The sequence below is a fragment of the Embleya sp. NPDC056575 genome, assembly GCF_042793325.1.
Taxonomy (GTDB): domain Bacteria; phylum Actinomycetota; class Actinomycetes; order Streptomycetales; family Streptomycetaceae; genus Embleya.
Window position 1 is genome coordinate 86,392 of sequence record NZ_JBHTVA010000018.1, and the last position, 23,350, is coordinate 109,741.

Annotated in this window: 18 protein-coding genes and 1 tRNA gene; 10 read left to right on the top strand and 9 right to left on the bottom strand. The window is 72.5% G+C overall.

From position 1 onward, the window contains the following. The first annotated feature begins 58 nt into the window (after nucleotides 1-58). Both larC and ACFRCG_RS16730 read left to right on the top strand, forming a co-directional pair. On the top strand, nucleotides 59-1,252 hold the full coding sequence (gene larC, locus ACFRCG_RS16725) for a nickel pincer cofactor biosynthesis protein LarC (RefSeq protein ID WP_380032139.1): 1,194 nt from the start codon (nucleotides 59-61) through the stop codon (nucleotides 1,250-1,252). Between the two features lie 81 nt (nucleotides 1,253-1,333). After that, nucleotides 1,334-3,481, top strand: coding sequence for a hypothetical protein (locus ACFRCG_RS16730; protein WP_380032140.1), 2,148 nt, complete (start codon nucleotides 1,334-1,336; stop codon nucleotides 3,479-3,481). Here the strand turns inward: ACFRCG_RS16730 and ACFRCG_RS16735 are convergent. Beyond that, nucleotides 3,414-4,889: a hypothetical protein gene (locus tag ACFRCG_RS16735; protein ID WP_380032141.1), complete on the bottom strand. Its 1,476-nt coding sequence runs from the start codon at nucleotides 4,887-4,889 to the stop codon at nucleotides 3,414-3,416. The two genes, ACFRCG_RS16730 and ACFRCG_RS16735, sit on opposite strands and share 68 nt — an antisense overlap. Nucleotides 4,890-4,938: 49 nt before the next feature. Then, a complete protein-coding gene (locus tag ACFRCG_RS16740; protein WP_380032143.1) occupies nucleotides 4,939-5,700 on the bottom strand; it encodes a glycosyltransferase family 2 protein in 762 nt (253 codons plus the stop codon). A 553-nt stretch (nucleotides 5,701-6,253) separates the two neighbouring features. Between ACFRCG_RS16740 and ACFRCG_RS16745 the strand changes: the two genes are divergently transcribed. Further along, nucleotides 6,254-6,862, top strand: a complete 609-nt coding sequence (locus ACFRCG_RS16745; RefSeq protein WP_380032244.1) for a bifunctional DNA primase/polymerase — start codon at nucleotides 6,254-6,256, stop codon at nucleotides 6,860-6,862. 247 nt (nucleotides 6,863-7,109) lie between these two features. Beyond that, entirely contained in the window at nucleotides 7,110-7,733 is a 624-nt protein-coding gene (locus tag ACFRCG_RS16750) for a hypothetical protein (protein ID WP_380032145.1), read from the top strand. A 349-nt stretch (nucleotides 7,734-8,082) separates the two neighbouring features. On the opposite strand, the gene ACFRCG_RS16755 is transcribed toward ACFRCG_RS16750, so the two are convergent. Then, nucleotides 8,083-10,323: an MMPL family transporter gene (locus ACFRCG_RS16755; RefSeq protein ID WP_380032147.1), complete on the bottom strand. Its 2,241-nt coding sequence runs from the start codon at nucleotides 10,321-10,323 to the stop codon at nucleotides 8,083-8,085. A gap of 159 nt (nucleotides 10,324-10,482) precedes the next feature. Between ACFRCG_RS16755 and ACFRCG_RS16760 the strand changes: the two genes are divergently transcribed. Both ACFRCG_RS16760 and ACFRCG_RS16765 read left to right on the top strand, forming a co-directional pair. Next, nucleotides 10,483-11,229 carry a response regulator transcription factor gene (locus ACFRCG_RS16760; protein ID WP_380032149.1) on the top strand — a complete coding sequence of 249 codons (747 nt, stop codon included), beginning with the start codon at nucleotides 10,483-10,485 and terminating at the stop codon, nucleotides 11,227-11,229. After that, a complete protein-coding gene (locus ACFRCG_RS16765; protein WP_380032151.1) occupies nucleotides 11,226-12,923 on the top strand; it encodes a sensor histidine kinase in 1,698 nt (565 codons plus the stop codon). The genes ACFRCG_RS16760 and ACFRCG_RS16765 overlap by 4 nt, the downstream gene beginning before the upstream one ends. Before the next feature lie 107 nt (nucleotides 12,924-13,030). Here the strand turns inward: ACFRCG_RS16765 and ACFRCG_RS16770 are convergent, their stop codons facing one another. The 3 genes from ACFRCG_RS16770 to ACFRCG_RS16780 form a co-directional block, all read right to left on the bottom strand. Further along, complete coding sequence (locus ACFRCG_RS16770; RefSeq protein ID WP_380003225.1) at nucleotides 13,031-14,002, bottom strand: DUF5926 family protein; 972 nt, start codon at nucleotides 14,000-14,002, stop codon at nucleotides 13,031-13,033. 191 nt (nucleotides 14,003-14,193) lie between these two features. Continuing rightward, nucleotides 14,194-14,667: an ATP-binding protein gene (locus tag ACFRCG_RS16775; protein WP_380032246.1), complete on the bottom strand. Its 474-nt coding sequence runs from the start codon at nucleotides 14,665-14,667 to the stop codon at nucleotides 14,194-14,196. A gap of 202 nt (nucleotides 14,668-14,869) precedes the next feature. Beyond that, nucleotides 14,870-15,709, bottom strand: a complete 840-nt coding sequence (locus ACFRCG_RS16780; RefSeq protein ID WP_380032152.1) for a glycerophosphodiester phosphodiesterase — start codon at nucleotides 15,707-15,709, stop codon at nucleotides 14,870-14,872. A 294-nt stretch (nucleotides 15,710-16,003) separates the two neighbouring features. Here ACFRCG_RS16780 and ACFRCG_RS16785 point away from each other — a divergent pair, with 294 nt between their 5' ends. Next, entirely contained in the window at nucleotides 16,004-17,527 is a 1,524-nt protein-coding gene (locus ACFRCG_RS16785; RefSeq protein WP_380032154.1) for a S1C family serine protease, read from the top strand. A 101-nt stretch (nucleotides 17,528-17,628) separates the two neighbouring features. After that, nucleotides 17,629-17,717, top strand: a tRNA-Ser gene (locus ACFRCG_RS16790). A gap of 51 nt (nucleotides 17,718-17,768) precedes the next feature. On the opposite strand, the gene ACFRCG_RS16795 is transcribed toward ACFRCG_RS16790, so the two are convergent. Together ACFRCG_RS16795 and ACFRCG_RS16800 are read right to left on the bottom strand one after the other, a co-directional pair. Continuing rightward, the gene (locus tag ACFRCG_RS16795) at nucleotides 17,769-18,479 is read right to left on the bottom strand and encodes a hypothetical protein (protein WP_380032156.1); all 711 of its coding nucleotides are present in this window, start codon (nucleotides 18,477-18,479) and stop codon (nucleotides 17,769-17,771) included. Nucleotides 18,480-18,686: 207 nt separating this feature from the next. Then, on the bottom strand, nucleotides 18,687-18,986 hold the full coding sequence (locus ACFRCG_RS16800) for a hypothetical protein (RefSeq protein WP_380032158.1): 300 nt from the start codon (nucleotides 18,984-18,986) through the stop codon (nucleotides 18,687-18,689). A 1,424-nt stretch (nucleotides 18,987-20,410) separates the two neighbouring features. On the opposite strand from ACFRCG_RS16800, the gene ACFRCG_RS16805 reads away from it, so the two are divergent. Further along, a complete protein-coding gene (locus tag ACFRCG_RS16805; protein WP_380032160.1) occupies nucleotides 20,411-21,136 on the top strand; it encodes a transglycosylase family protein in 726 nt (241 codons plus the stop codon). A gap of 319 nt (nucleotides 21,137-21,455) precedes the next feature. On the opposite strand, the gene ACFRCG_RS16810 is transcribed toward ACFRCG_RS16805, so the two are convergent. Next, on the bottom strand, nucleotides 21,456-21,632 hold the full coding sequence (locus ACFRCG_RS16810; RefSeq protein WP_161500725.1) for a hypothetical protein: 177 nt from the start codon (nucleotides 21,630-21,632) through the stop codon (nucleotides 21,456-21,458). A gap of 137 nt (nucleotides 21,633-21,769) precedes the next feature. Between ACFRCG_RS16810 and ACFRCG_RS16815 the strand changes: the two genes are divergently transcribed. Continuing rightward, a complete protein-coding gene (locus tag ACFRCG_RS16815) occupies nucleotides 21,770-23,203 on the top strand; it encodes a VWA domain-containing protein (protein ID WP_380032162.1) in 1,434 nt (477 codons plus the stop codon). The last annotated feature ends 147 nt before the right edge of the window (nucleotides 23,204-23,350 follow it).

Consider the following 23,350-nt stretch of genomic DNA (forward strand, 5'->3'; position numbering starts at 1 on the left):
GTTTTTCCGGCAGGACCCCCCGATGGCTGCGAAAGTGGCCGCGACGGGAGGTATCCGCTTGGCCATCGCATGGTTTCAGTGCCAGGCCGGTGCGAGCGGCGACATGCTGCTCGGGGCCCTGATCGACGCCGGCGCCCCGCTGGAGGCCGTCCAGCAAGCCGTCGACGCGGTAGGCGTCGAACCGATCCTGATCACCGCCGAGCGCACCGATCGACACGGGATCGCGGCCACCCGCGCCCGGGTCAAGACCGTGCACACCCACGTGCACCGCACCTGGCACGACGTACGGGTGCTGCTCGACCGTGCCGATCTGCCGGAGCCCGTGCACGAGCGCGCGCACGACGTGTTCGACCGGCTCGCGCGCGCCGAGGCCCGGGCGCACCGGTGCCTGCCGGAGGAGGTGCACTTCCACGAGGTCGGCGCGCTCGACGCGATCGCCGACGTGGTCGGTACGTGCACGGCGCTGCACGCGCTCGGGATCGAGGAGGCGGTCGGCTCGCCGGTCGCGCTCGGCAGTGGCAGCGTGCGCGCGGCGCACGGGGTGCTCCCGGTCCCGGTGCCGGCGGTCCTGGAGTTGATGCGGATGGCCGCGGCCCCGGTCTACGCGGGCCCGGCGCCGTACGAGATGTGCACGCCCACCGGGGCGGCCCTGCTCACCTCGGTCTGCCGGTCCTGGGGGCCGCTGCCGGCGCTGCGGATCACCGCCGACGGGACCGGCGCGGGCAGTCGGCGGGTCGAGGAGGTGCCGAACATCCTGCGGGTCGTGCTCGGCGAGCGCTACGCGGTCGAGCGGGAGCGGCCGGCCGGCGGGGACGTGCTGATCGAGACGAACGTGGACGATCTCGACCCGCGCCTGTGGCCGGCGGTGCTGAGCAAACTGCTCGCGATCGGCGCCGGCGACGCGTGGCTGGTGCCGATCCTGATGAAGAAGGGCCGGCCCGCGCACACCCTGTGTGTCCTGGTCCCGGCGGATCGGGTGGACGCGGCGCTGCACACCGTGTTCGTGGAGACCTCGACGATAGGCGCGCGGATCGTGCCGGTGGCGAAGCGGGCCCTGGACCGCGAGTTCGGCACGGTCCGGGTGGAGGGCCTGCCGGTGCGGGTCAAGACCGCGATGTTCGAGGGCCGGGTGGTCAACGCCCAGCCGGAATACGAGGATGTGGCCGCCGCGGCGGCCACGCTCGGCCGCCCGGTCAAGGTGGTGATGGGCGCGGCGACCGCGGCGGCGTACACGGCCGGTCTGCTGCCCTGAGCGTGGCGGCGTACGGCGACGCATAGCCTGGGGCGACCATTCGTCCCCGTGTAGGCCGCGTACGTCGAGGAGCAGGCACCCGTGATCGCTCGTCCCCTCCGGTTGCTGCCAGGCCTCGTCCGGGGCCTGGCCCTGCTCACGGCGCTGATCGCGCTCGTGGCGCTGCCCGCGCGGGCCGGTGCCGCGCCGGCCCGCGCGGCCGGCGCCGACCATGTCGTCCTGCTCGGGATCCCGGGGCTGAGCTGGGCCGACATCGACGGCCGGGGCACCCCGGCGCTGGCCGCGCTGGCCGGTCGTTCGACCTCGGCCGCGATGTCGGTACGGACCGTGCATCCGCGCGCGTGTCCCGTCGACGGGTGGCTCACCACCGGCGCGGGGGCACGCTCGACGGACAACCGGACCAGTGCGAAGAGCGCCGAGCCGTGTGCCGAGCCGCTGCCGCCGACGCTCGCCCCGGACGGGTCGGCGACCGTGCCGAACATGCGCGCGATCGTCAAGCGCAACGACTCGTTCGGCTACAACCCCCGGTTCGGGCAACTGGCCGCCTCGGTCGCCGAGCACGGCGGGGCGGTCACCGCGGTCGGCCCCGGCGCGGCCTACGCGAGCGCGGACCCGACCGGTCGGGTCCGTGCCGACTACCGGCCCGACCCGGCCGCGGTGGACACCGCCCTGATCGAGCGCTCCGCGCTGACCCTGGTCGACCTCGGCGGCCTGACCGGCCCCGGGATCGCGCGCGCCGACCGGCTGCGCGCGGTGGACGCGCAGGTGGGCCGGATCGCCGCCCTGCTGCCGCCGCGCACCCAACTCGTGGTGGCCGGCCTCGCCGACGGCACCGGCACCCCGCACCTGCGCGCACTGCTCGTGTCGGGCCCCGGCACCTCGGCGGGCCATGCCTTCGACTCCGGCTACCTGACCGCGACCTCGACCCGCGACGACGGCATGGTCCAGCTCACCGACCTGGCCCCGAGCCTGCTCGCGCCGCTGGGCATCGACGCCCCGAGCGAGCTGGTCGGCGCGGTGTACACGCACGTCTCCGGACCCTCCGGGCAACGCGCGATCGACGAGCTGGGGCTGTTCGACGTGGGCGCGCAGGCGTCGCGCACGGTGCGCGAGGTCTGGTACTTCTTCACCTGGATCACCCTGCTGCCGCTCGTCTGCGCGGCCGTGGCGCTGTGGCTCGCCGTGCGGTTCGGCCGCCGGGGACGCATCCGGGCGCGCGCCGCGGTGATACGCGCCGCGACCGGGATCGGGGTGTTCTTCGGCGCCATCCCCGGCGGGTCCTTCCTGGTCGGGCTGGTGCCGTGGGAGAAGAGCGGCGACCCGGCGTGGGCGCTGCTCGGGCTCACCGTGGCGTTCGCCGCCGCGCTGACCGCCGGCGCGCTGCTCGGTCCGTGGCGCCGGCATCCGTACGGCCCGGCCGGCGCGGTCGCCGCGGCCACCGCGGTGATCCTGGCGGGCGATGTGATGCTCGGCTCACCCCTCCAGATGAACACCCTGTTCGGGCTGTCCCCGCTGGTCGCGGGCCGCTTCTACGGCTTCGGCAACGTCGCCTGGACGATCTTCGCGATGGCCGTCGTGCTGGCCGTCGCGTGGCCCACGGCACACCTGCTCGCGGCCGGCCGGCGGCGGGCGGCGGTCGTGGTGCTCTCGGTGGTCGGGGCGGTGGCGGTCCTGGCCGACGGATGGCCCGCGTTCGGCAGCGACTTCGGCGGTGTGCTCGCGCTGATCCCCGGTCTGGCGGTGCTCGGCCTGCTGCTCACCGGTACCCGGATCTCCTGGGGCAGGGTCGGCCTGGTCGCGGTCGGCGCGGTCGTGGTGATCGGTGTCATCGCGGTGCTGGACTGGCTGCGCCCGGCGGCGAGCCGCTCGCACCTGGGCCGCTTCGTCCAGGAGGTCCTCGACGGCGCCGCCGGCGACACGCTCCACCGCAAGGTGATGGGCAACCTGCACTCGTTCACCACGCCGTTCACGCTGCTGATCCCGGTGGTGTTCGTCCTGCTCGTGCTCGCCGTGCGCGATCCGCTCAAGTGGCGCGCACCGGCCCTGGCGCGGGCCTTCGCGGCGGTGCCGTGGCTGCGCTCGACGCTGATCGCGTGCTGGGTGACCGCGGTGGTCGGCTACGCGGTGAACGACTCCGGCATCCAGATCCCGGCGGTCGCGCTCACGATCGCGGCACCGCTGGCGATCGCGGTGATCGCGGCAGTGGAGGCCCGCCCGCGCGTCGACTGACCAGCACCACCGCGACCAGGATCGCCGCGCCCGCCCACGGGCCGACGGTGCCGCGCACGGTGCGCTGGAGGGTGTCGACCACGTCCGGCAGCGGGACCACCCGGCCCGGGACGTAGGCGCACACCAGGAGCGTGGTGCGGGCCAGGAGCAGGCCGTCCAGCGCGGACGGGGCCAGCAGCACCAGCGGCGCCCACGCGGCCACGTCGTACCAGGGCAGGCTGTACGGGGTGGTCAGCAGCCAGGCCAGGGACAACAACGCGGCCGCGGCGGCGCTGTCGCGCAGGACGCCGTCCATCGCCGCGGGCCGGGCCCGGGCGGCGGTGCGGGCCAGCAGCCACACCACCAGCGCGCCCAGCACCCAGCCGAGCGGCCCGATCAGCGAGCGCGCCGGGTCGTGCCCGAAGGCGGACTCCATCGGCTTCAGCACCAGCCGCAGCGGGACCGCGAGCGAGACCAGCTTCGTGTTCTCCCGCAGCTGGTCGAACGCGCCGAGCCCGACCGGCAGATAGGTCGCCACCCCCACCGCGAGTGCCGAGCCGAGCAGCGCGGCGAGCGCGCGCGGACGCCCGCGCAGGCCCCACGCGAGGGCGAGGACGTACAACCCGAGCGACACCTTCGCCGCGCAGGCGAGGCCGACCAGGGCCCCCGCGAGCACGGGCGAGCGGCGCACCGCGAGCAGCGCGCCCACCGCGAACACCAGCGCGAACGCGTCCAGATGGCCGGCGTTGACCGCGACGAACAACAGCAGCGGATTGACCGACCACAGGATCGCCACCCGCGCCCGGGCCGCCCGATCGGGGCCGGCCGCCCGCTGGAGCAGCAGCCCGGTCAGTACGAACGCCGCCGCGCCGAGCAGGGTCAGCACCAGCACGATCGTGTGCACCGAGGAGCCGCCGAGCCGGGCGGCGATCCACTGCTCGGCCGTGGCCACCGGCCCGTACACCGACGGCACGTGCGTCCACGGCGCCTCGACCGCGCGGCCGACCGGATCCCCGTCGCGCACCAGCGTCGCGGCGGTGTCCCGATACGGGTCGCCGCCCGTGGCCGCGAGTCGGCCGTACGCGGCGTAGACCAGGTGGTCGGCCGACCCCATCGGCGGCACGCACACCACCGCGAGCGCGGCCACCGCTCCGCCGAGGGTGAGCCGACCCGGATCCGGCGCCCAGCCGCGCCGGAGTTCGCGCAGCGCCAGGCCCAGACCGAGCGCACCGAGCAGGGCCGACGCGAGCAGCAGCCCGGTGACCGTACCGGCGGCGGGACGGGCGGTGAACCGGTACGGCGGCAACCACGACGGCCCGCCCGGCAGCGGCGGCTGGGCGGCGGAGGGTCCGAGCAGCCCGGTCAGCACGAGCAGGCCGACCGCGAGCGCGCACAGGCCGAGCGCGATACACCCAAACGGGTGTTCCACGTGAAACATCGACGGCCGACGTGCCTGGGTGCGCGGTGCGGTCACCGGTTCAGCCACGCCCGCGGATCGCCCCGGGCAGCGCTCCGGCAGCGCCCCGCGCGGCCAGTGCGCGGGCCACGTGCGCGTACTGCCGGGCGCGATGGCGCTGCGCGGCGAAGTCGGTGCCGGTGACCCGGTGGTGCAGCTCGACCTCGACCTCCTCGACCGCGAACCCCTTGCGGACCAGGTCGATGGTCAGCCCCGTCTCCACGCCGAACCCGTCGGCGAGCGGCAGCGCCGCCTCGAACGCCTCGCGGGTCAGGCAGCGCTGCCCGGACAGCGGCTGGGTCGCGGCGAACCCGCTGGCCCGGGCGATCCCGTCGCGGGCGGCGCGCACCACGAACCCGTGCCCGCCGCCGGCCCGCGCCTGCGGCGGCAACACCGCGATGGTCATCGCCGCCCGCCCGGCCCGCACCGGCTCGACCAGCGCCGCCGCGGCGGCGGCCGTACCCTCCAGGTCCGCGTCCAGGAACAGCAGGTGACGCGGGTGCTCCCGGCCCTCGCGCAGGTCGATCGCGGCGACCACGGCGGCGCCGGTCTCCATCGCTCCGGCCTTGCCGCGATTGCGGCCGTGCCGGGCGATCACCGCGCCGGCCGCCCGGGCGAGCCCGGCCGTGTCGTCCGCGGACCCGTCGTCCACCACCACCACGAGATCCACGCCCGTGATCGAGCGTGCCGCGTCGACCGTGGCCGTGATTCGCCGTGCCTCGTCGTATGCCGGGATCACCACGGCCGTGTCGCCGGTCGGTGTGCCGGTCGTGTGCTCCGCCATGGCGTGATCCTACGAGTCGCTCGCCATTGATCCGGATGGCGCGGGTTCCACCCGTACTGCCCAACGCCGCGGCGCGGCGGCGTGAAGGTCCGAGGGGATGGGGGTACAACGGAAGGGAGCCACATCGCGGGTATGCTCCAGGAGATCCTGTGATCGCGGTCTCGTGACATCTGCGGAACCTCCGAGGGCCGGCCGTTCGTCGTCCTCGGTGAGGAGTGCTGGAACAGGCGCGGTGTCGATTCGGACGCGGTGCCGGCGCAGGCTGAGACCAACCGACCCAACCGCAGCGCAAACCGCAGCAACGGATGGCACAACGGTCCGCTCGGGAGCCCCCATCTCCCGCCTCGGGACCGATTCGCGAGAGCAACACCCGTACCGGGCGCCGTAATTCGCCACCCCTGCGCCACCTCGCGCCATGTGCCGCCACGCGGCCTCGTCATGGTCGGCTGCGGAGTACCTGAGTATCACGCATAGTGCTTCCACGTTCACGGAAAGGAACGAGCGCATGCTGCGCGAGATCCTCGGAAGACGACGGAGGGAACGCACCGCACTGATGTCGGCCGTACTGACGTGTGCGAGATGGCGCTGGCCCGTGGTTCCCGGCGTCGGATACGACCGCTGGTCGGGCGTGTGTCGATGTGGTGCGACCGATTGCCGCGTGCCGGGCGCCCATCCGGGTGAACCTCCCCTGCTCGCGGCCACCTGTGACGAACGTATGGCGCGTTGGTGGTGGCAGCAGTCACCGGACGCGTCGGTGATCCTGGCGACGGGTGGGCGGGTGGCGGCGTTGAGTGTGCCGTCGGAAGCCGGTGCCCGCTCGCTCGACCAACTCGCCCGGCTCGGTGTGCGTACCGGGCCGGTCGTCGCCGCGCCGGGCCGCTACGCGTTCCTGGTCGAGCCCTACGAGTTGGGCGAACTGGGCGACCTGCTGGACCGATACGGGCTCGATCGGTACGGCATGGTGCCCTCGACCCTGCGCTTCCACGGCGACGGCGGCTATCTCGCGTTGCCGCCGTCGCGGGTGCAGGGCGGCCAGTTGCGCTGGGCCCGACCACCGGCGCCGTCGGGTGATCCGACGGCGGGCGGGCCGTGGTTGCCCGCCGTGGCGGACCTGGTCCGCACGCTGGTGGACACCTGCCAACACGCCGAGCCCAGAGCCTGATCCGTCCGGTCCGATCCGTACAGCCCGATCCGTACAGCCCGATCCGCGGAGCCCGAACCCGGGTGCGAAAAGGGCGCGCCGTCACGCGGTGGAGTGATCGTTGTGGCGTAACCGCAACATGTGGTGATCGCTGCACGTCGTGGCGGCGCGATAGGCTCGGCGCGCCGATCATTCCGGCCCCGTTCCGCACCGAAGTCCCGCTCGTCGGGCCGGATGTGGAAGGGGGCTTCGCGCGCTAGGAGACACCATGCAGCGCCCACGCACCGGTCACGTCCGCACCGTGGCCCTGGGCGCGGTCGTGGGCCTGTGCCTCGTCGTCCCGCTCGCCGCCGCCTCCGCGGACTCGGTGGGCCCGGACAAGGGCCGCCACACCGCCGACTCGGGACCGGGCACCCGCCCGAGCGCGAACAAGGCCGCCGACTTCGGCAACGGTGTCGCCGAGGGCGACCGTTCCGGCGCGGCCGGACTGCTCGAACTGCTCGGCGGCAAGCCCGGTGCCAAGTCCGCTACCCCGGCGGCCACTTCGCCGGCCGCCGGCACGGAGAGCGTGTGCGGCAAGGCGATCGACGGTCCCAAGGGCGTCCGCGCGCAGACCTGTGTCGAGCGCGACGGCTCGGAGGCCTGGGGCCGGGTCTACTACCGAAACCCCACGCCCGACCCGCTGTTGCTGGTGATGAGCGTGCTCCAGCCCGGCGGCACCACGCTGCGGGTGACCTGCACGGTCGAGGCCAAGGACACCGAGGGCCGCTGCGACAGCCCGCGCGTGCGCACCGCCAAGAGCCTCGACGGCTGGTCCGCGGTGGCCGAGTTGGCCTCCAAGGACGGCCTGAACAAGCTGCTTCGTTCGGGGTCGGCGACCGCTCAGCGCTGAGCCCGCGGCACCGCGACACGCCGGTCCGGCGGCACGCCGAATACATCCGGGGCAGCGATCGACGAATGCGGAGAATTCACCGTGGAACGGTGGAGGAAATTCCGGTCGGTCGATGCGGAAAGCGCGCCGTGCGAAAGCGGAAAAGGCCCGGAAAATCGAAGGGCCCGGCCGCTGAAGACGGGGGATGCATCAGCGACCGAGCTGCTTCAAAGGTAACAACAAGCCGGCGGATCTCCAATCCGGGGCCCTCGTCGGCCGGTCGTGACCGAGCCCGCACGCCCGATTGCCGGGCGTGCGGGCGATTTTCGTACCGGTGCCGACCGCGATCGCGCCGGCCGGATCCGGTCCGCTACCGACCGGCCGGAACCATCTCCTCGCGCGGGTCCTCCTTGGTGCCCGGCGGGTCGCCGACGGGCCGCTCGGGCGGGTCCACCGCCACGTGCGGCAACACCCGGTCGAGCCACCCGGGCAACCACCAGTTGGCGCGGCCGAGGAGGTGCATCAGGGCGGGGACGAGCAGCATGCGCAGGATGAACGCGTCCAGCGCGACCGCGCCCGCCAGGCCGAGCCCGGCCATCATCGCGCCGCGGTCGCCGCTGAGCACGAACGAGGAGAACACGAAGATCATGATGAGCGCGGCCGAGTTGATCACCCGCCCGGTGCCGGCCTGACCCACGCGTACCGCCCGGGCGTTGTCGCCGGTGTGCAGCCACTCCTCGTGCATACGGCTGACCAGGAAGACCTGGTAGTCCATCGACAACCCGAACAGCAGCGGCAGCATGATGACCGGCAGGAAGGAGATGATCGGCCCCTCCTTGCCCAGCCCGAGCAGGTCCATCCCCCAGCCCCACTGGAAGATCGCGACCAGCAGGCCGAACGACGCGCACGCGGCGATCAGGTTCATCAGCGCGCCGGTCAGCGGTACCAGCACGCTGCGGAAGGCGATCAGCATCAGCAGCGCGCCCAGCCCCACGATCAGGGCGATGAACCCCGGCATACGGTCGCCGACCACGGCGGCGAAGTCCTTCTGCAACGCCGTCTCGCCGCCGATGTGCACCTTCAGCGTGCTGCCCTCGGCGGCGGTGGGCACGGTGCGCTCGCGCAGGGTGTCGATCAGCTTGTCGGTGGCCTCGGCCTGCGGCGACGTCGACGGCACGACCTGGATGGCCCGGGTCTCGGCGGCGAGGCCACCGGCGTCGGCGGGCACCGGAGCCTCGACCACACGCACCACGCCGGGGGTGCGGCGGACGTCGGCGATCAGCGTGTCCAGCGCCTGCCGGTCCTGCGGACCGTGCAGCTCGGCGACCATCAGCAGCGGGCCGTTGAAGCCCGGACCGAAGCCCTCGGCGAGCATGTCGTAGGCCTGCCGCACGGTCTGGGAAGTGGGCTGATTGCCCTGGTCGTTGGCACCGAGCCGGAGCGACAGGGCCGGGATCGCCAGCAGCCCCATGACCACCAGCGCGACCAGACCCAGGGTGCGGGGGCGACGTTGCACCAGCCGGGCCCAGCGCGCGGTGGTGCGCCCGACCTCCTCACTCGGCAGGGCGGCGCCGGCCGCGGACAGGTCGGCCAACCGCCGGCGTTCGCGGCGGCTGAGCACACGCGGGCCGAGCAGGCCGAGCAGCGCGGGCAGCAGGGTGGAGGAGGCGAACACGGTGAGCACCACGACGAGCGTGGTGCTGATCGCGATGCCGTCGAACAGGGTGATGTCGACGGTGAACAGCGCGAGCAGCGCGACGCACACCGTGCCGCCGGCGAACACCACGGCCCGGCCGGAGGTGTCCAGCGCGCGCACCGCCGCCTCCTCGGGTGTGAGCCCCGCCTTGAGGCCGTTGCGGTGCCGCGTCACGATGAACAGGGCGTAGTCGATGCCCACGCCGAGCCCGATCAGGCTGCCGAGCAGCGTCGCGGTCTCGGGGATGTCGGTGACGTGGCTGAGCAGGATCACCGACGCGATCCCGGTACCGACCGCGAACACCCCGCTGATCAGCGGGAGCAGCATCGCGAACAGGGATCCGAAGGCGAGAAAGAGGATGACGCCCGCCGCGACCACGCCCACCGTCTCGGCGAGTCCGGCCGGCGGTTCCTGAGCGGCCTCGATCGCGGGTCCGCCGAGTTCGACGCGCAGCCCGGGCGCCCGAGCCGCCTCGGCGCGGTCGATCAGGTCCTTGAGATTTCCGGTCTCCAGCTCGAACTGCTGCTTGACGAAGGTGACCTGGGCGAACGCGATCCGCCCGTCCTTGCTGACCTGGCCGGCGCCCTCCGCGTCGTACGGTCCGACCACCCGGCCGACGTCGGGCATCCGCGCGATGTCGGCGAGCAGCGCGGTCATGCGATCGCGGACCGCGGCGTCGTGCACGCTGCCCCGCTCGGTCTGCCACACCACGTTGTCCACATCGCCGGAGGCGTCGGGGAAGGCCTTTTGCAGGCGCTCGTACGCGGTCGAGGACTCGGTCCCGGGGATCTTGAACACGTTGGAGTACGCGCTGCCCGCGGCCGCGCTCGCCGCGACCGTGCCGAACAGCGCGGCCGTCCACAGCAGCAGCACCGTCCACCGATGTTTGAGACACCATCGCGCCCAGGCGGCCATGGTCGATTCCTTCCTCGTGCGGGCCTCGCGGCCCGGTCGTGCGTCCTGGGCCCAGACTGGTTCGGCGCGATGGGCCGCCCGGCGGGCGCACGGTCGACTCACAGGAAGCTCTCAAGCTGTCCCATGGGGTTCCGCAAACTTCCCCCGGATACTGGGCACATGAGCAGCAGTCAGCCGCGCGCGGGCGCCACGGTCCTGGTCGTCGAGGACGAGCCGAGCATCGCCGACGTCCTGGCGATCACCCTGCGGTTCCACGGGTTCGACGTGGTCACGGCCGACGGTGTACACGCGGCGCTGGCCGCGGCCCGGACGGCGCGGCCCGACGTCGTGCTCCTCGACATCTCGCTCCCCGACGGCGACGGACGCCAGGTGTGCCGCGTGCTGCGCGCCGAACGACCGGAGATCGCGGTCGTGTTCCTCACCGCCCGGGACTCGCCCGCCGACGTGGTCAAGGGGCTCACCCTCGGCGGCGACGACTACATCACCAAGCCGTTCAACGTCGACGAGCTGGTCGCCCGCACGCGTGCGGTGCTGCGGCGCACCCGGCCGACGCCGGACGAGAGCACGCCGCCGCCCCCGCCGCCGCCCGTACTGCGGCACGGCGACCTGGAGTTGGACGAGGCGACGTACACCGCGCGCCGGGGCGGTCGCGGCGTGGAGCTGACCCCGACCGAGTTCGCGCTGCTCCGCCACCTGATCCGGCACGGCGACCGGATCGTGCCGAAGGAGCAACTGCTGCGCGAGGTGTGGCGGTACGAGCACGTGGTGGAGTCGACGGTGGTGGAGACGTACATCTCCTACCTGCGCCGCAAGCTCGACCCGCTCGTGCCGGACGGGCCGCCGCTGATCACCACGCGGCGCGGCGTGGGGTACGGGCTGCGCCGGACGGCGGACCGCGGGGCATGAGCGGCGGGCGCGGGAAGGAGAGCTGCAACGAGATGGTGCCGCCGGGTTCGCGGGGGCGGGGGTTCCTGCGCCGGGCCCGGCAGCGTCCGCACATCGTCGCCATGCGGGCGCACCTGGCGCTGAGCAGCATCGCGGTGCTCGCGATCGGACTGGCGCTGCTGATCTGGTTCAGCATGATGGGCATTCGGCACTACCTGGAGTCCCGGGTCGACGAGGACCTGACCGCGGGCCGGACCGGCATCGAGCGCACCGGCCTGAACACCGCGCAATTGTCCGTACTCGCCTCGACCGCGAGTCTGCGTGAGGTGCTGATGTCGGCCGGTCTCGACGGCAAGACGTTCGCGCTGGTGGACGAGCGGGGCGTGGCCCTGCCGGTCGGCGACCGCATGCCCGACGCCATGCAGCGGGCCCTGGCGGCGGTGGTCCGGGATCCGGGCGCCCCGGCGTGGCACGACAAACCGCGTGCCATCTCGCTCGCGGGTGAGCACTACCGGGTCGTCTCGGCCCGCCTCGGCGACGGCCACTACATCTTGCTGGCCCGCACGACCGAGGACGTCGACGGTGTGGTGGACAAGGTGGTCCACTTCGAACTGTTGGCCGGAAGCGCCCTGTTGGTGCTGCTGGGCGCGTTCATGTACTTCGGTGCCCGGTGGCGGTTGCGACCCCTGGAGGACATGGTCGAAACCGCGTCCGGTATCGCCGAGGGTGGTCCGGACCGGCCCGACCTGTCCGCGCGGGTGGGTACGCGCAAACGTTCGTTCAGCGAGGTCGAGCAGTTGCGGACCGCGTTGAACGCGATGTTGCAGCAGGTCGAGTCGGCGTTCGAAATCCGCGAGCACGCGGCGTCGCACCTCAAGCGGTTCGTGGCCGACGCGTCACACGAGCTGCGTACGCCGCTGGCGGCGATTCGCGGCTACCTGCAGCTGTACGAGAAGGGCATGCTGGCGTCGGAGGAGGAGCGCACCCGGGCCCTGGGCCGGATGGCGGCCGAGGCCGAGCGCATGGCCCGGCTGGTGGACGAACTGCTGGCGCTGGCCCGGCTGGACCAGCGTCCGCGGTTGTTGTCGCGGCCGATCGACCTGGTGGGCGTGGTGCGCGACGCGGTCGCCGACCTGAGCGCGCAGCAGCCGGACCGGCCGGTGCACGTGGACACACCCGAGGCGTGCGTGGCGTCGGCCGACGAGACGACGCTGCGCCAGATCGTCGGCAATCTGCTGGCCAACGTGCGGACGCATACGCCGGTGTCCGCGGCCGTGCACGTGTCGGTGTCCGAGGGCGAGGGCGACGACGGGGAGCGGCGGGTCGTGTTGCGGGTGCGCGACGAGGGGCCGGGGATGCGGCCGCAGGACGCCGAGCGCATCTTCGACCGCTTCTTCCGGGCCGCGCGGGAGCACGGCGCGAACGGTACGGCGGGCGGCGCCGGGGCGGCCACGGGCAGTGGTCTCGGCATGGCCATCGTGTGGGCGGGCGTGGCCGCCAACCGGGGCGAGGTGCGGATCGAGACCGCGCCGGGGGCGGGCCTGACGGTCGTGGTCGAGCTGCCGGCGGCGGCCGTGGAGGCACGGTCGGAGGACGGCGGGTCGTCGTCCGGGACGAAGGCGGAGGCCATCGGGGCGAAGGGCGAGGAGGCCGGGGGGAGGGGCACGGTCGTGGGCACGCCGTCGCTGGTGCCCCGAGTCGCGGAATCCGGCTAGGCCGACGTCCGGGCGGACCGCGCCGTGTTCGGCGTGGCGGGCGCGGATGTGCCCGAGCACCCGGATCGGGGTCGATCCGGGTGCTCGCGTACGGATTTTGCCTCGGTTCAGTTCAGGGTGATCTGGCGGTTCAGCAGACCGTTGCGGGCGCTGCGCTGACGCGGCGTCAGCGGGCTGGTGTCGGCCATCGCCGCGGCCAGACGCTCGCCGAACTCGCGGGCCGGCTTCTCCACGTCCTCGGCGGACATCGAGGTCGGCAGGTCCCACACCGGGACGAGCAGCCCGTGCGCGCGGAACGAGCCGACGAAGCGGGTGCCCTCGCCCAGGCTCGACTCGCCGGCCGCGTGCAGCCGGGCGATCGCGTCGAGCAGTTCCTCCTCCGCGTGCGGCATCACCCAGCGCAGGTGGTTCTTCTCGGTGGTGCCGCACCAGTACGCGGCGTCGACCGAGGTCAGCCGTACGGTCGGCATCGCCGCGGCGTTCGCCCGCTCCAGCGACGCGCTCACCTCGGCGTTCATCGCGGTGGGGTCGTCCACCCAGAAGTCGAAGCCCTGGTGGACGGTGATCTCCAGCGGGTGGGACAGGTCGAGCAGGTCCTGGAGGCGGTCGCCCGACTCGGGCAGCGGGCCGGGGGCCACCGACGTACCGTCCTCCTGCGCGAGCGCGCGCTCCAGCGCGTGCGCCAGGTCCCGGGAGACGTCGCCCGAACTGGTGTGCGTCTGCAGCCCGACCAGGATGGTGCCGTCGGCGCGACGCAGCGCGGGCCAGGCCATCGGCAGCACGGTCGCGAGCGTGACGGTCTGCTCGGCGTGCTCGCCGGTGAGCTTGAGCTGTGCGGTCGCGGCCGGGACCAGCTCGCGCAGCGCGATCCAGTCGCACTCGTTCGGCAGTCCCTGGAAGGGACGCAGGACGAGCGTCTCGGCGGCGGAGGCCGCCTCGCGCCCGTGACACGCCTTGTACCGGCGGCCCGAATTGCACGGGCAGGGTTCGCGACCGCCGACGGCCGGGACGGATCCCGTGGCGGCTGCGGTCTGGGTCTTGTTGCCGGTGTGGCCCTTCAGCGCGGCCTTCTTGCCCATGCTGCGGTCTCTCCGCCTCGGTGTCGGGGGGATGGTGGTCGACGACTCACCGGATCCGAGGGTACTGAGTTCCGCGGGCATGGGGTGACGCTCGAACGCGCGGCCGAGGGGCATGGGGCCGGCGGGACGGGCGGGGCCGGGGCGGACGAGTCGGTCGGGCGGGGGTCGGTCGGGCGGGTCGGTCGAGGGGGTCAGTCGAGGGGGTCCACCGCGTCCAGGTCGAATTCGTCCCACAGGCGGTCGGCGGCGCTCGACTCGATCGGGACCAGCGCCCACACGGTGACCTCGTCGGGGGCTCCGCGCACGCCCCAGTCGGCGGCGAGAGTGCCGATGATCGACAATCCTCGGCCGCCGTGCGCGCTCAGGGACGGACTGGCCTGGCGCGGCCGGGTCGAGCTGCCGCCGTCGGTGACCTCGATGGCGAGGAGGCCGTCGGGGCGCACCCACCACGCGGCGCGGACGTTGCCGGAGGGCAGCGCGCGGGCGTGCCGCAGCGCGTTGCTCAACAATTCGGAGAGGATCAGCACCGCGTCGTCCACGACGCCCCGGGCGATGCCGCGGTCGTCGAGGTCGGTGGCGAGACGGTGCCGAGCCGCGGACACTCCGACCGGAGCGTGCGGTACCAACACCGCCGCGGAATCGGGCACCCCACGGGCCACGACCATTGCCACCCCCGGCCTCCTTCGTGCACACGCCTGCCTCGCGCACATGTCTCGCGCGTCGGGCTTGAGATGCCCGATGCCGGCGGACGGGAAACGGCGGCGCGCCACGCGCTCCGACTCACCCAGGGGCGTATAGGGGTATGCGATCCCGCCAAGTCGGATATAACGGCGCGAAAGGCTGCCGACGTGCGCCCCCCAATGGGGTCTAACCGGACACCTGGGCCAGGACCTGTCGTGGCCGATTCGTGATGATGGCATCCACGCCGAGTCGCAGGCACAGCTCGACGTCCTCGGGGGTGTCCACGGTCCACACGTGCACCCGGTGCCCGGCCCGGTGCAGGCGGGCCACGTAGCGCGGGTGGGCCCGGACGATGTCGATGCTGGGGCCGGCGATCCGCACCTCGCGGGGCAGCGTGCCGTCGCGGAAGAGCAGCGGGACGTGCTCCATCAGGAACACGGTGGGCAGCGAGGGCGCCATCAGCCGCATCCGGCGCAGGGACAACTGGGAAAAGCTCATCACCCGGATCAGCGACGGGTCCTCGTCGGCCGGCTCGGCCAGGCCGAAGCGCTCCAACAGGTCGACCAGGCGGCGCTCGACCAGGCCCGCGTACCGGGTGGGGTGTTTGGTCTCGATCGCCAGGCGCACCGTGCGCGGCGCGTCGACCACGAGTTCGAGCAGGCGTTCCAGGGTGAGGACGGAGGTGCGGTCCCAGTCGGGCGCCTCCGGCTCGTCCGGGTGCTCGCGGTCGACGCCCGATTCCCGGCCGGATTCCTTCCAGGAGCCGAAGTCGAGCGCGGACAACTCCGCGAGCTCCAGCGTCGAGACGATGCCGCGGCCGTTGGAGGTGCGGTCGACCTTGCGGTCGTGGACGCAGACCAGGTGGCCGTCGGCGGTCAGTCGGACGTCGCATTCGAGTGCGTCGGCGCCGTCCTCGATGGCCTGGAGATAGGCCGCGAGCGTGTGCTCGGGGACGGTGTCGGAGGCGCCTCGGTGGGCGACGACCTGCACGTTGGCGCGCAGTGGGCGCGCTCCGGTGGTGGACACGCCACAATCGTGCCATCCCGAGGTGAGCGTGGGGTGACGCCGGGATGTCGGGCGGTGGCGCGGGTCGCGGATCGGCTCCCCCGGGGCCCGGGATCGCTCTCCGCCGCGCCGCGGGCGATGGAATTTCCGCCGGTTTCCGCGCCGTTTCCGTTCCGGTACGGGCGGTCCGACCTGCGTGGATAACCCCGGGATAAGGGGCGTGGGCGGCCCGGGGCGCCGGCGCTTACGGTGTTCAGACAGCGTGTCGGGGAGTCTGTGACCAACAACTATTCCGAAGTGTGTGGGAGGAAGACCGTGAGTGACGATCGCGACGTGACCGGCGAAGTCGGTTCACCGGTGCCGGGGGAGGCCCACGGATCGTCTCCCGCCACACCGCAGCCGGCTCACCCGGAGGGGCGGTCCGACGTGTCGGCGGAGCCGGAGTTCCGGGCCGAGGCGCCGGCCAAGCCGATGCAGGCGCCCACCGTGGGGCAGCCGCAGGGTGAGGCGGTGCCGCCGACGCCGGTGGGGCCGCCGACCGCGCAGTTGCCGCCGACGGGTGAGCCGGGCGCCGAGGTGCCGGCGGCGTTCGCGGCCGGGGCGGGTGCGGGAGGTGCGGGGGCTCCGCCGTTCGGGACGGGCGGTGCCTATCCCGGCTACCCGGGCTACCCGGGCTTCGGTGCGCCGCCCAAGCCGAAGCGCCGTCCCTCGGGGATCCTGGTCGCGGCCGTGGTGGCCGCGCTGCTCGCCGGCGGGGTCGGCGGCGGCGTGGGCGCGTGGATCGTGGACCGCGACGACAAGCCGTCCTCGGCCGGCGTCAGCCCGTCCTCGTCGCCGGTGGACCCGGCTTCGCTGAACCGCTCGCCCACGAGCGTGGCGGGCATCGCCAAGCAGGCGGTCCCCAGCACGGTGACGATCAAGACCAAGGGCAAGGTGTCCGGGCAGGGCACCGAGACCGGCACCGGGGCCGGCTTCGTCTACGACAAGCAGGGCCACATCCTCACCAACAACCACGTGGTGTCGCTGGCCGCCGCCGGGGGCGAGCTGTCGGTGACCTTCTCCGACGGCACCACCAAGCCGGCCAAGATCGTCGGCCGGGCCGAGGGCTACGACCTCGCCGTGATCAAGGTCGACGACATGCCGGCGAGCGTGCAGCCGCTGCCGCTCGGCGACAACGACAAGGTCGCGGTCGGCGACCCGGTGATCGCGATCGGCGCGCCGTTCACCCTGTCCAACACGGTGACCACGGGCATCGTGAGCGCCAAGGACCGCCCGGTGGCCTCCGGGGACCAGCAGAAGGTCTCCTACATGAACGCGATCCAGACCGACGCGGCGATCAACCCCGGCAACTCCGGCGGCCCGCTGCTGAACGCGGCCGGCGAGGTGATCGGGATCAACTCGGCGATCCGCTCCACCGGTGGCGGCGGCCAGTCCCCGTTCGGCCAGCAGCAGGAGTCCGGCAGCATCGGCCTCGGCTTCGCCATCCCGGTCAACCAGGCCCGGTGGGTCGCCGACACCCTGATCCAGGGCAACAAGCCGGTCTACGCGCAGATGGGCATCCTGCCCGACTCGCGCTACACCGGCACCGGCGCGCAGATCGTCGCCCAGAGCCCCAACGGCCAGGACCCGGTCACCGCCAACGGCCCCGCCGCCAAGGCGGGCCTGAAGGCCGGCGACGTGATCACCAAGCTCAACAACCGCGCGATCGGCTCCTACGAGGACCTGTTCAGCGAGATCTGGAGCCACCGCCCGGGCGACAAGGTCAAGGTCACCTACCAGCGCGACGGCAAGGAGGCCACCACCGAGGTCACCCTGGGCCAACGCGTAGGCGACAACTGACCCGCCGCCCCTGCGAACGTGTCGGCCCGGAATCCCCAGTGATCCCACGCATCGCTCATGAGAGACTGATGCCGCCCGCACCCGACCGGGGTCGCGGCACTGGAGGACTCGCCTAGTGGCCGATGGCGGCAGTCTTGAAAACTGCTAACAGGGGTGACCCTGTTCGTGGGTTCGAATCCCACGTCCTCCGCTGAACCGCGGTAATGCGGAGATGAGAGACCGCCGGCGCGTGTCTCGGGACCTACGGTGTGCCCGAGGTGTGCCCGGCGGTTTTCTCATGGGCGCGCGCCGCGGTCGCCGCACCGAGGTAGGGGGCGAAGTGGTCGGCCACCTCTGCCGCCACCGCCGTCGCGTCGAGCGTGCCATCGATTTCGATGACGCGGATGCCGAGGCGGCGGGCGTTCCGTACCGCGTCCTCGGCGATCAGCCGGTCGCGAGCTACGCGGTTGGCTTGGGCGCGGGCCTGGTCGGTGACAGGGGCGCTGAGGGTTCCCGCGCGTGGAAGGGCGCGGAGTTGGTGGCGGCGGAAGTCTTCGGTGGGGACGAGGACGACCATTCGTCGGAGTGAGTCGAGCAGCGGCGCGACGAGCTCCGGTCGCAGTCCCCATCCCTCGGCGATCGCCGGTCGGCCGGTGAACAGTGCGCGTAGGTCGTCCAACGCCCACTCGAAGCGGACCGGGAAGCCGGCCAGCGTTTCGGAGGCCATCTTCTCCGGGCTCTGTTCCACCCAGACGTGGTCGGGGGTCGGATTTCCCACGGGCTCGCCCAGGGCGACTCGGCGCGCGATCCGGCGATCCTGGTGGCCGCGGGCGTCGTGGTAGTCGTAGTGATACACCGTCAGGCCATGCCCCTCGGCGATGGCTTGTGCCACCGTGGTCTTGCCGGACCACTGTGCGCCGCCGATCCACAGCGTGCGCTGCAGGCTGCCATGCGGATCCCAAATTTCTGACATGAGCGTCCTCCCGTCGGAAGGCGGAGCAGGGCTCCGCCCGGTGACGAGTGTCCGGGTTTGATGGCAAAAATTGCAGCCTTGTTTTCACCGGACGGTTGGCAGAGAGTGGAAGGGAGGGGGAGATCGTCGCCCGTCCCGCACTTGGTCGTGGCCGCTGTTCGGCGTTTCGCGTGCGCGTCCCGGCGCACGACGCCTTGAAGACACACCTCAGGGGACTCGCCACTGTTGGGAAGGGCTGCCGGGGGTGCAGGTGACCACCGACAGCGGCTTGCCGTTGCCGTTGTTGGTGAGGCAGGTCCGGCCGCCGAAGTCCTTGATGTAGACCGCGCCCGAGGTGGGGGCGGGGACCAGGCGCCAGTTGGTGGAGTAGCCGAAGCCGACGGCGAGTTCGGCGCGGTCGACGTTCCCGTACGGCTCGCCGAGGGCCGGGCCGCTCAGGCTGCAGGGGTTGAAGGAGTCCCAGATCGAGGTCGAGTGCACCCAGCCGTATCGGGTGTGGCCGCCCATGATCACCTCCTTGCCGGCGGTGGGGCCGTCGGCGGCGAGGCCGATCTGCAGGCCGTCGGCGACGCTGGTGATGGCGCCCCAGTTCGCGCCGCCGCAGCCCTGGGGAGCGGATTGGGCCGGGGGCGCGGCGGGGGTGGTGGGCTTGGTGCCGGTGCCGGTGCCGGCGCTGCCGCCTCCGGCTCCGCCTCCCGGGGAGCCGCCCGCGCCGTTGAAGGTGGACGTGTTCGGGGCGCCGCCGGTTTCGGGGAGGGGCGCGCCGTTCGGCGGTTGGCTGCCGGTGGGGGTGCCGCTCGGGGCGCCGGGGGTGGGGTTCGAGGGGGTGGGTGAGCCCGCGACGGGTCGGGGGCGCTCTGTCCGGGTCCGGAACCCGGAAGTGCCCTCGGCAGGCGATCATTTCATCGCGCCGTGACACCGGGGTCGCATGGGACTCCCTCGATCGGCTTCGGGATCATGGCTCCGGTTTCGTCGCCGACGGCCCGCATCGCGACGGCCGCGGCGCCGGTGGTGACCCTTCCGCGCCGGGGCGCGCCGGATCCCCGTGGAGCACGGCGGAGCACGGTGGAGCACGAGTGGCGCACCTCTATATATAGGGGCGCGCCCGGCGCGACTTTCGACGCGAGGGAATCCGCTTTCCCGACGGCCCGGATCGTGATAACAACGGCCCTTTCCCGTGGCGCCGGCTTCCGGAAGGATGTCTTCCGTGCCGGCGTCCTTCGAAAGGGGCGCAAATAGCCCCTCGTACGGGTGAAAGTGGCGCGGGTCACAACTTTCGATGTGGCCTGGATCGCATTCGGCATACTTTTCCGGCCGGTGGCGGAACGCTCTCGCAGCGTACATATGCCCAGGTTGGAAAGGGTGTCCGGGTCGACTGGCGGCCGGTTATACCCGCTGTGCCCACCGACTGCCACGGTCGGATTTGTGATGCCGCTCACTCCACACGTGTAAGTCGGACATAAAGGTGTTTAAGGCTCCGTTGAAATGCCGGTTCCAGGCCGCTCGGGCGTGTGATCGTTCGATCGCACCCGGTGATAATGCGACACTGTGTCACGAAGTGAACGCGCAGCGTGTAGAGCTGGTGGTCAAAACGGGCAAAAGGTTCCCAGGTTTGCGGCGCGGTAAACGCGAATCCGGCCCGGAACAGGCTCCCGAGCGCTGCTCTCGGCATTTCCGGTACCTATCCTGACCTGCGTAAATGCAAGAGCGGGTTGATAAGGGCCGGATCACCTGTTTATGGTCCTGGCGATGTGCAAATCGCACCTCCTGGGTTCCCGCCGGCACGGCATGGCGGAACTCGCGGTCTGGGAGGGCCGCGGGGTTGCGGCATCGGACATCACGTCTCCGGCGTGAACGTTCGGTTCCGGGCGGGGGTGATCCGCAAGGATCGCGCCGGTCCATCCGCCCCAGGGGAATTCCGAGAGGAATGTATGTCTCTCCGCAACGCTTTCGGTCGCACCAACACGCACCGCGGCATGGGCCGTACCCAGCGCCGCCTGCGCACCGCGACCATCGTCGGCGTCGTCGCCGCCACCCCGCTCGTCGGGCTCGCGACCGCGACCTCGGCCGGCGCTGCCACGACGTCCACGTGGGACAAGGTCGCCGAGTGCGAGAGCGGTGGCAACTGGTCCATCAACACCGGCAACGGCTACTACGGCGGCCTGCAGTTCACGCAGAGCACGTGGCGTGCCAACGGCGGTACGGGCAGCCCGCAGGGCGCCTCGAAGGCCGAGCAGATCCGGGTCGCCGAGAACGTGCTCAAGTCCCAGGGCCCGGGCGCCTGGCCGGTGTGCTCGAAGAAGGCCGGTCTGACCCGCGGCGGCGGCAGCCCGTCCGACTCGGGCAGCTCCTCGAAGGCGTCGACTCCGAAGAGCACGACTTCGAAGACCACGCCGAAGAAGGCCGTCGCGCCGCAGAGCGAGACGCCGAAGAAGTCCGCTCCGGTCACCAAGTCGGAGCCGACGACCGCCAAGGTCGAGACCAACACCACGGCGACCGAGGGCACCTACGTCGTCAAGAGCGGTGACACCCTCAGCGCGATCGCCGCGGCGAACAACGTGAGCGGTGGCTGGCAGTCGCTGTACGCGAAGAACCAGGGCGTGGTCGGCACCAACCCCGACCTGATCCTCCCGGGCCAGAAGCTGGTCCTGCGCTAGAACCACCCGGGGCCGTGGGTCCCGAGCGGTTCGGCGTACGCCGTGTGTCGGTCGCGACGCGGTGCACGGCGGTCGAGTGAAGAGCGCGAAGACGGTCGGGGGCGGCCGCATCTCCTGTGTGTACACCGGGAGATGCGGTCGCCTCCGGTCGTTGTGGGAGGACGGCCGCCCGCGGCCGTCGTAGAGGGACGTGTTTCCGGTTCGGTCACCACGGCACCGGCAGCACTACGGCGTGCCGTGGAGGGGACGGAACGTCGCGAGGCCCCGGGCCCGCCTCGAACGGGCCCCGGCGGTCCGACAGTCGGCCCGGCCGGCACCGTCAGGTGCGGCCCGGGCCGCGCTGCGTCGCGGCCGCCTCGGCGGCGCACAGCGACTCCAGGCGGCGGGCGATCGAGGCCGCGCGCTCGACCAGCAGTCGGGCACGCTCGTGCTCGGCGTCGCTCCACTCGCCGGGGTCCGCGCGATGGCCGCCCGGATGATGACCGTTGTTGCCCATAACCGCTTGGTTCCCACCCGATGGGGAAAATCATTCACGATGTGCCGGTCGATCACTCGTGATGCCGATCACGTCCACCGTCCGGGCGATGCGCACACCTCTGCGGGAGGCCGCCCGTTCGGGCCACACTGGCGACCATGACGACTCTGATCGCCGGGGCGAACATCCCGGTTCCCGCGGGTCCGTTGACCCTGGTGATCCGCCGTGCGGCGGACGCGCCGAGTGTGGACGCCTCGGCGCTGCTGCTCGGATCGCACGGCAAGGTGCGTACGGACGCGGACTTCGTGTTCTACAACCAGCCGACCGGCGCGGACGGCGCGGTGCGCCACATCGGTTCGAACGCCGAGGGCGAGAGTGTTCGGGTCGATCCCGGCGCGCTGCCCGCCGATGTGGAGCGGGTGGTGCTGGCCGCCTCGGTGCATGAGGGCACGTTCGCCGGAGTGGGCGGGATGTCGCTGGTGGCGCTGGACGCCGCGGGCGCGGTCGCGGCGACCTTCGAGGTGCGGGCGGGCGGGGCCGAGACGGTGATGGTGCTTGGCGAGTTGTACCGGCGGCAGGGCGCGTGGAAGCTGCGCGCGATTGGGCAGGGGTACGACAGCGGGCTGGCCGGGCTCGCGAGCGACTACGGCGTGGACGTGGGCGAGGAGGACGAGGCCGCGGAGGCCGCCGGGGTACCGGTCGAGGCCGCGGTGCCCGTCGGGACGCTGCCGGTGGTGCCCGTGGGCGGTCCGCCGTTGGGTGTCACGCCCGGATGGGCGCCGCCACCGTACAGCGACGAGCCGACCATGCGGCTGCCGGCGCCGTCGGAGGACCCGCAACTGGTCGGGCTGCCGCCGGAGGTGGGCGCGCGGATCTCGCTGCGCAAGGAGGCGGTGCGGATCTGCCTGGAGAAGAAGGGCCTGCACGGGGTGCGGGCCCGGGTGGCGATCGTGCTCGACCGCTCCGGCTCGATGCGCGCGCAGTACGCCGGGGGCGCGGTGGGGCGCCTGGTGGAGCGCATGGCACCGATCGCGGCTCGGCTCGACGACGACGGCGAGTTGGACGCGTGGATCTTCGCCGACGAGTTCGCGCCGCTCGACCCGGTGCGGATCCCGGAACTGCCGCGCTGGATCGCGGACAACGTCTACATCGACGGCGGTGGCCGCCGCCCGCAGTCGCCGCCGCTGCCGGACGGGTCACAACGTTCGCCGGACCTGCTGGCCGGGGTGTACGGCGGCAACAACGAGCCGGCGGTGATCGAGGACATCATCGCGCGCTACCGGCGCGAGCCGGGCGCGCCGGTGCTGGTGCTGTTCTTCTCGGACGGCGGGGTCAACCGGAGCAAGCAGATCCAGCGGTTGTTGACGGACGCCGCCGGGCTGCCGATCTTCTGGCAGTTCGTCGGTCTCGGCCGGTCCGACTACGGGATTCTGGAACGGATCGACACGATGCCGGGGCGGCTGGTGGACAACGCCGGGTTCTTCCAGGTGGACGACATCGACCGGATCTCCGACGTCGAGTTGTACGAGCGCATCCTCTCCGAGTTCCCGCAGTGGCTGACGGCGGCGCGGACGGCGGGCGTGGTGCGCTGAGTCGGGGCCCGGGCGGGGTTCGCCTACGCCGCGTGCCGGGTGCCGCGCGTTTGTGGAGTGCCGTGTGCCCGACGTGATTGGGGGCTGACGCGACGTCACCGGGGCGGTCACAATGGGACATTGCGCCGTCCTTTCACACCACGTCGT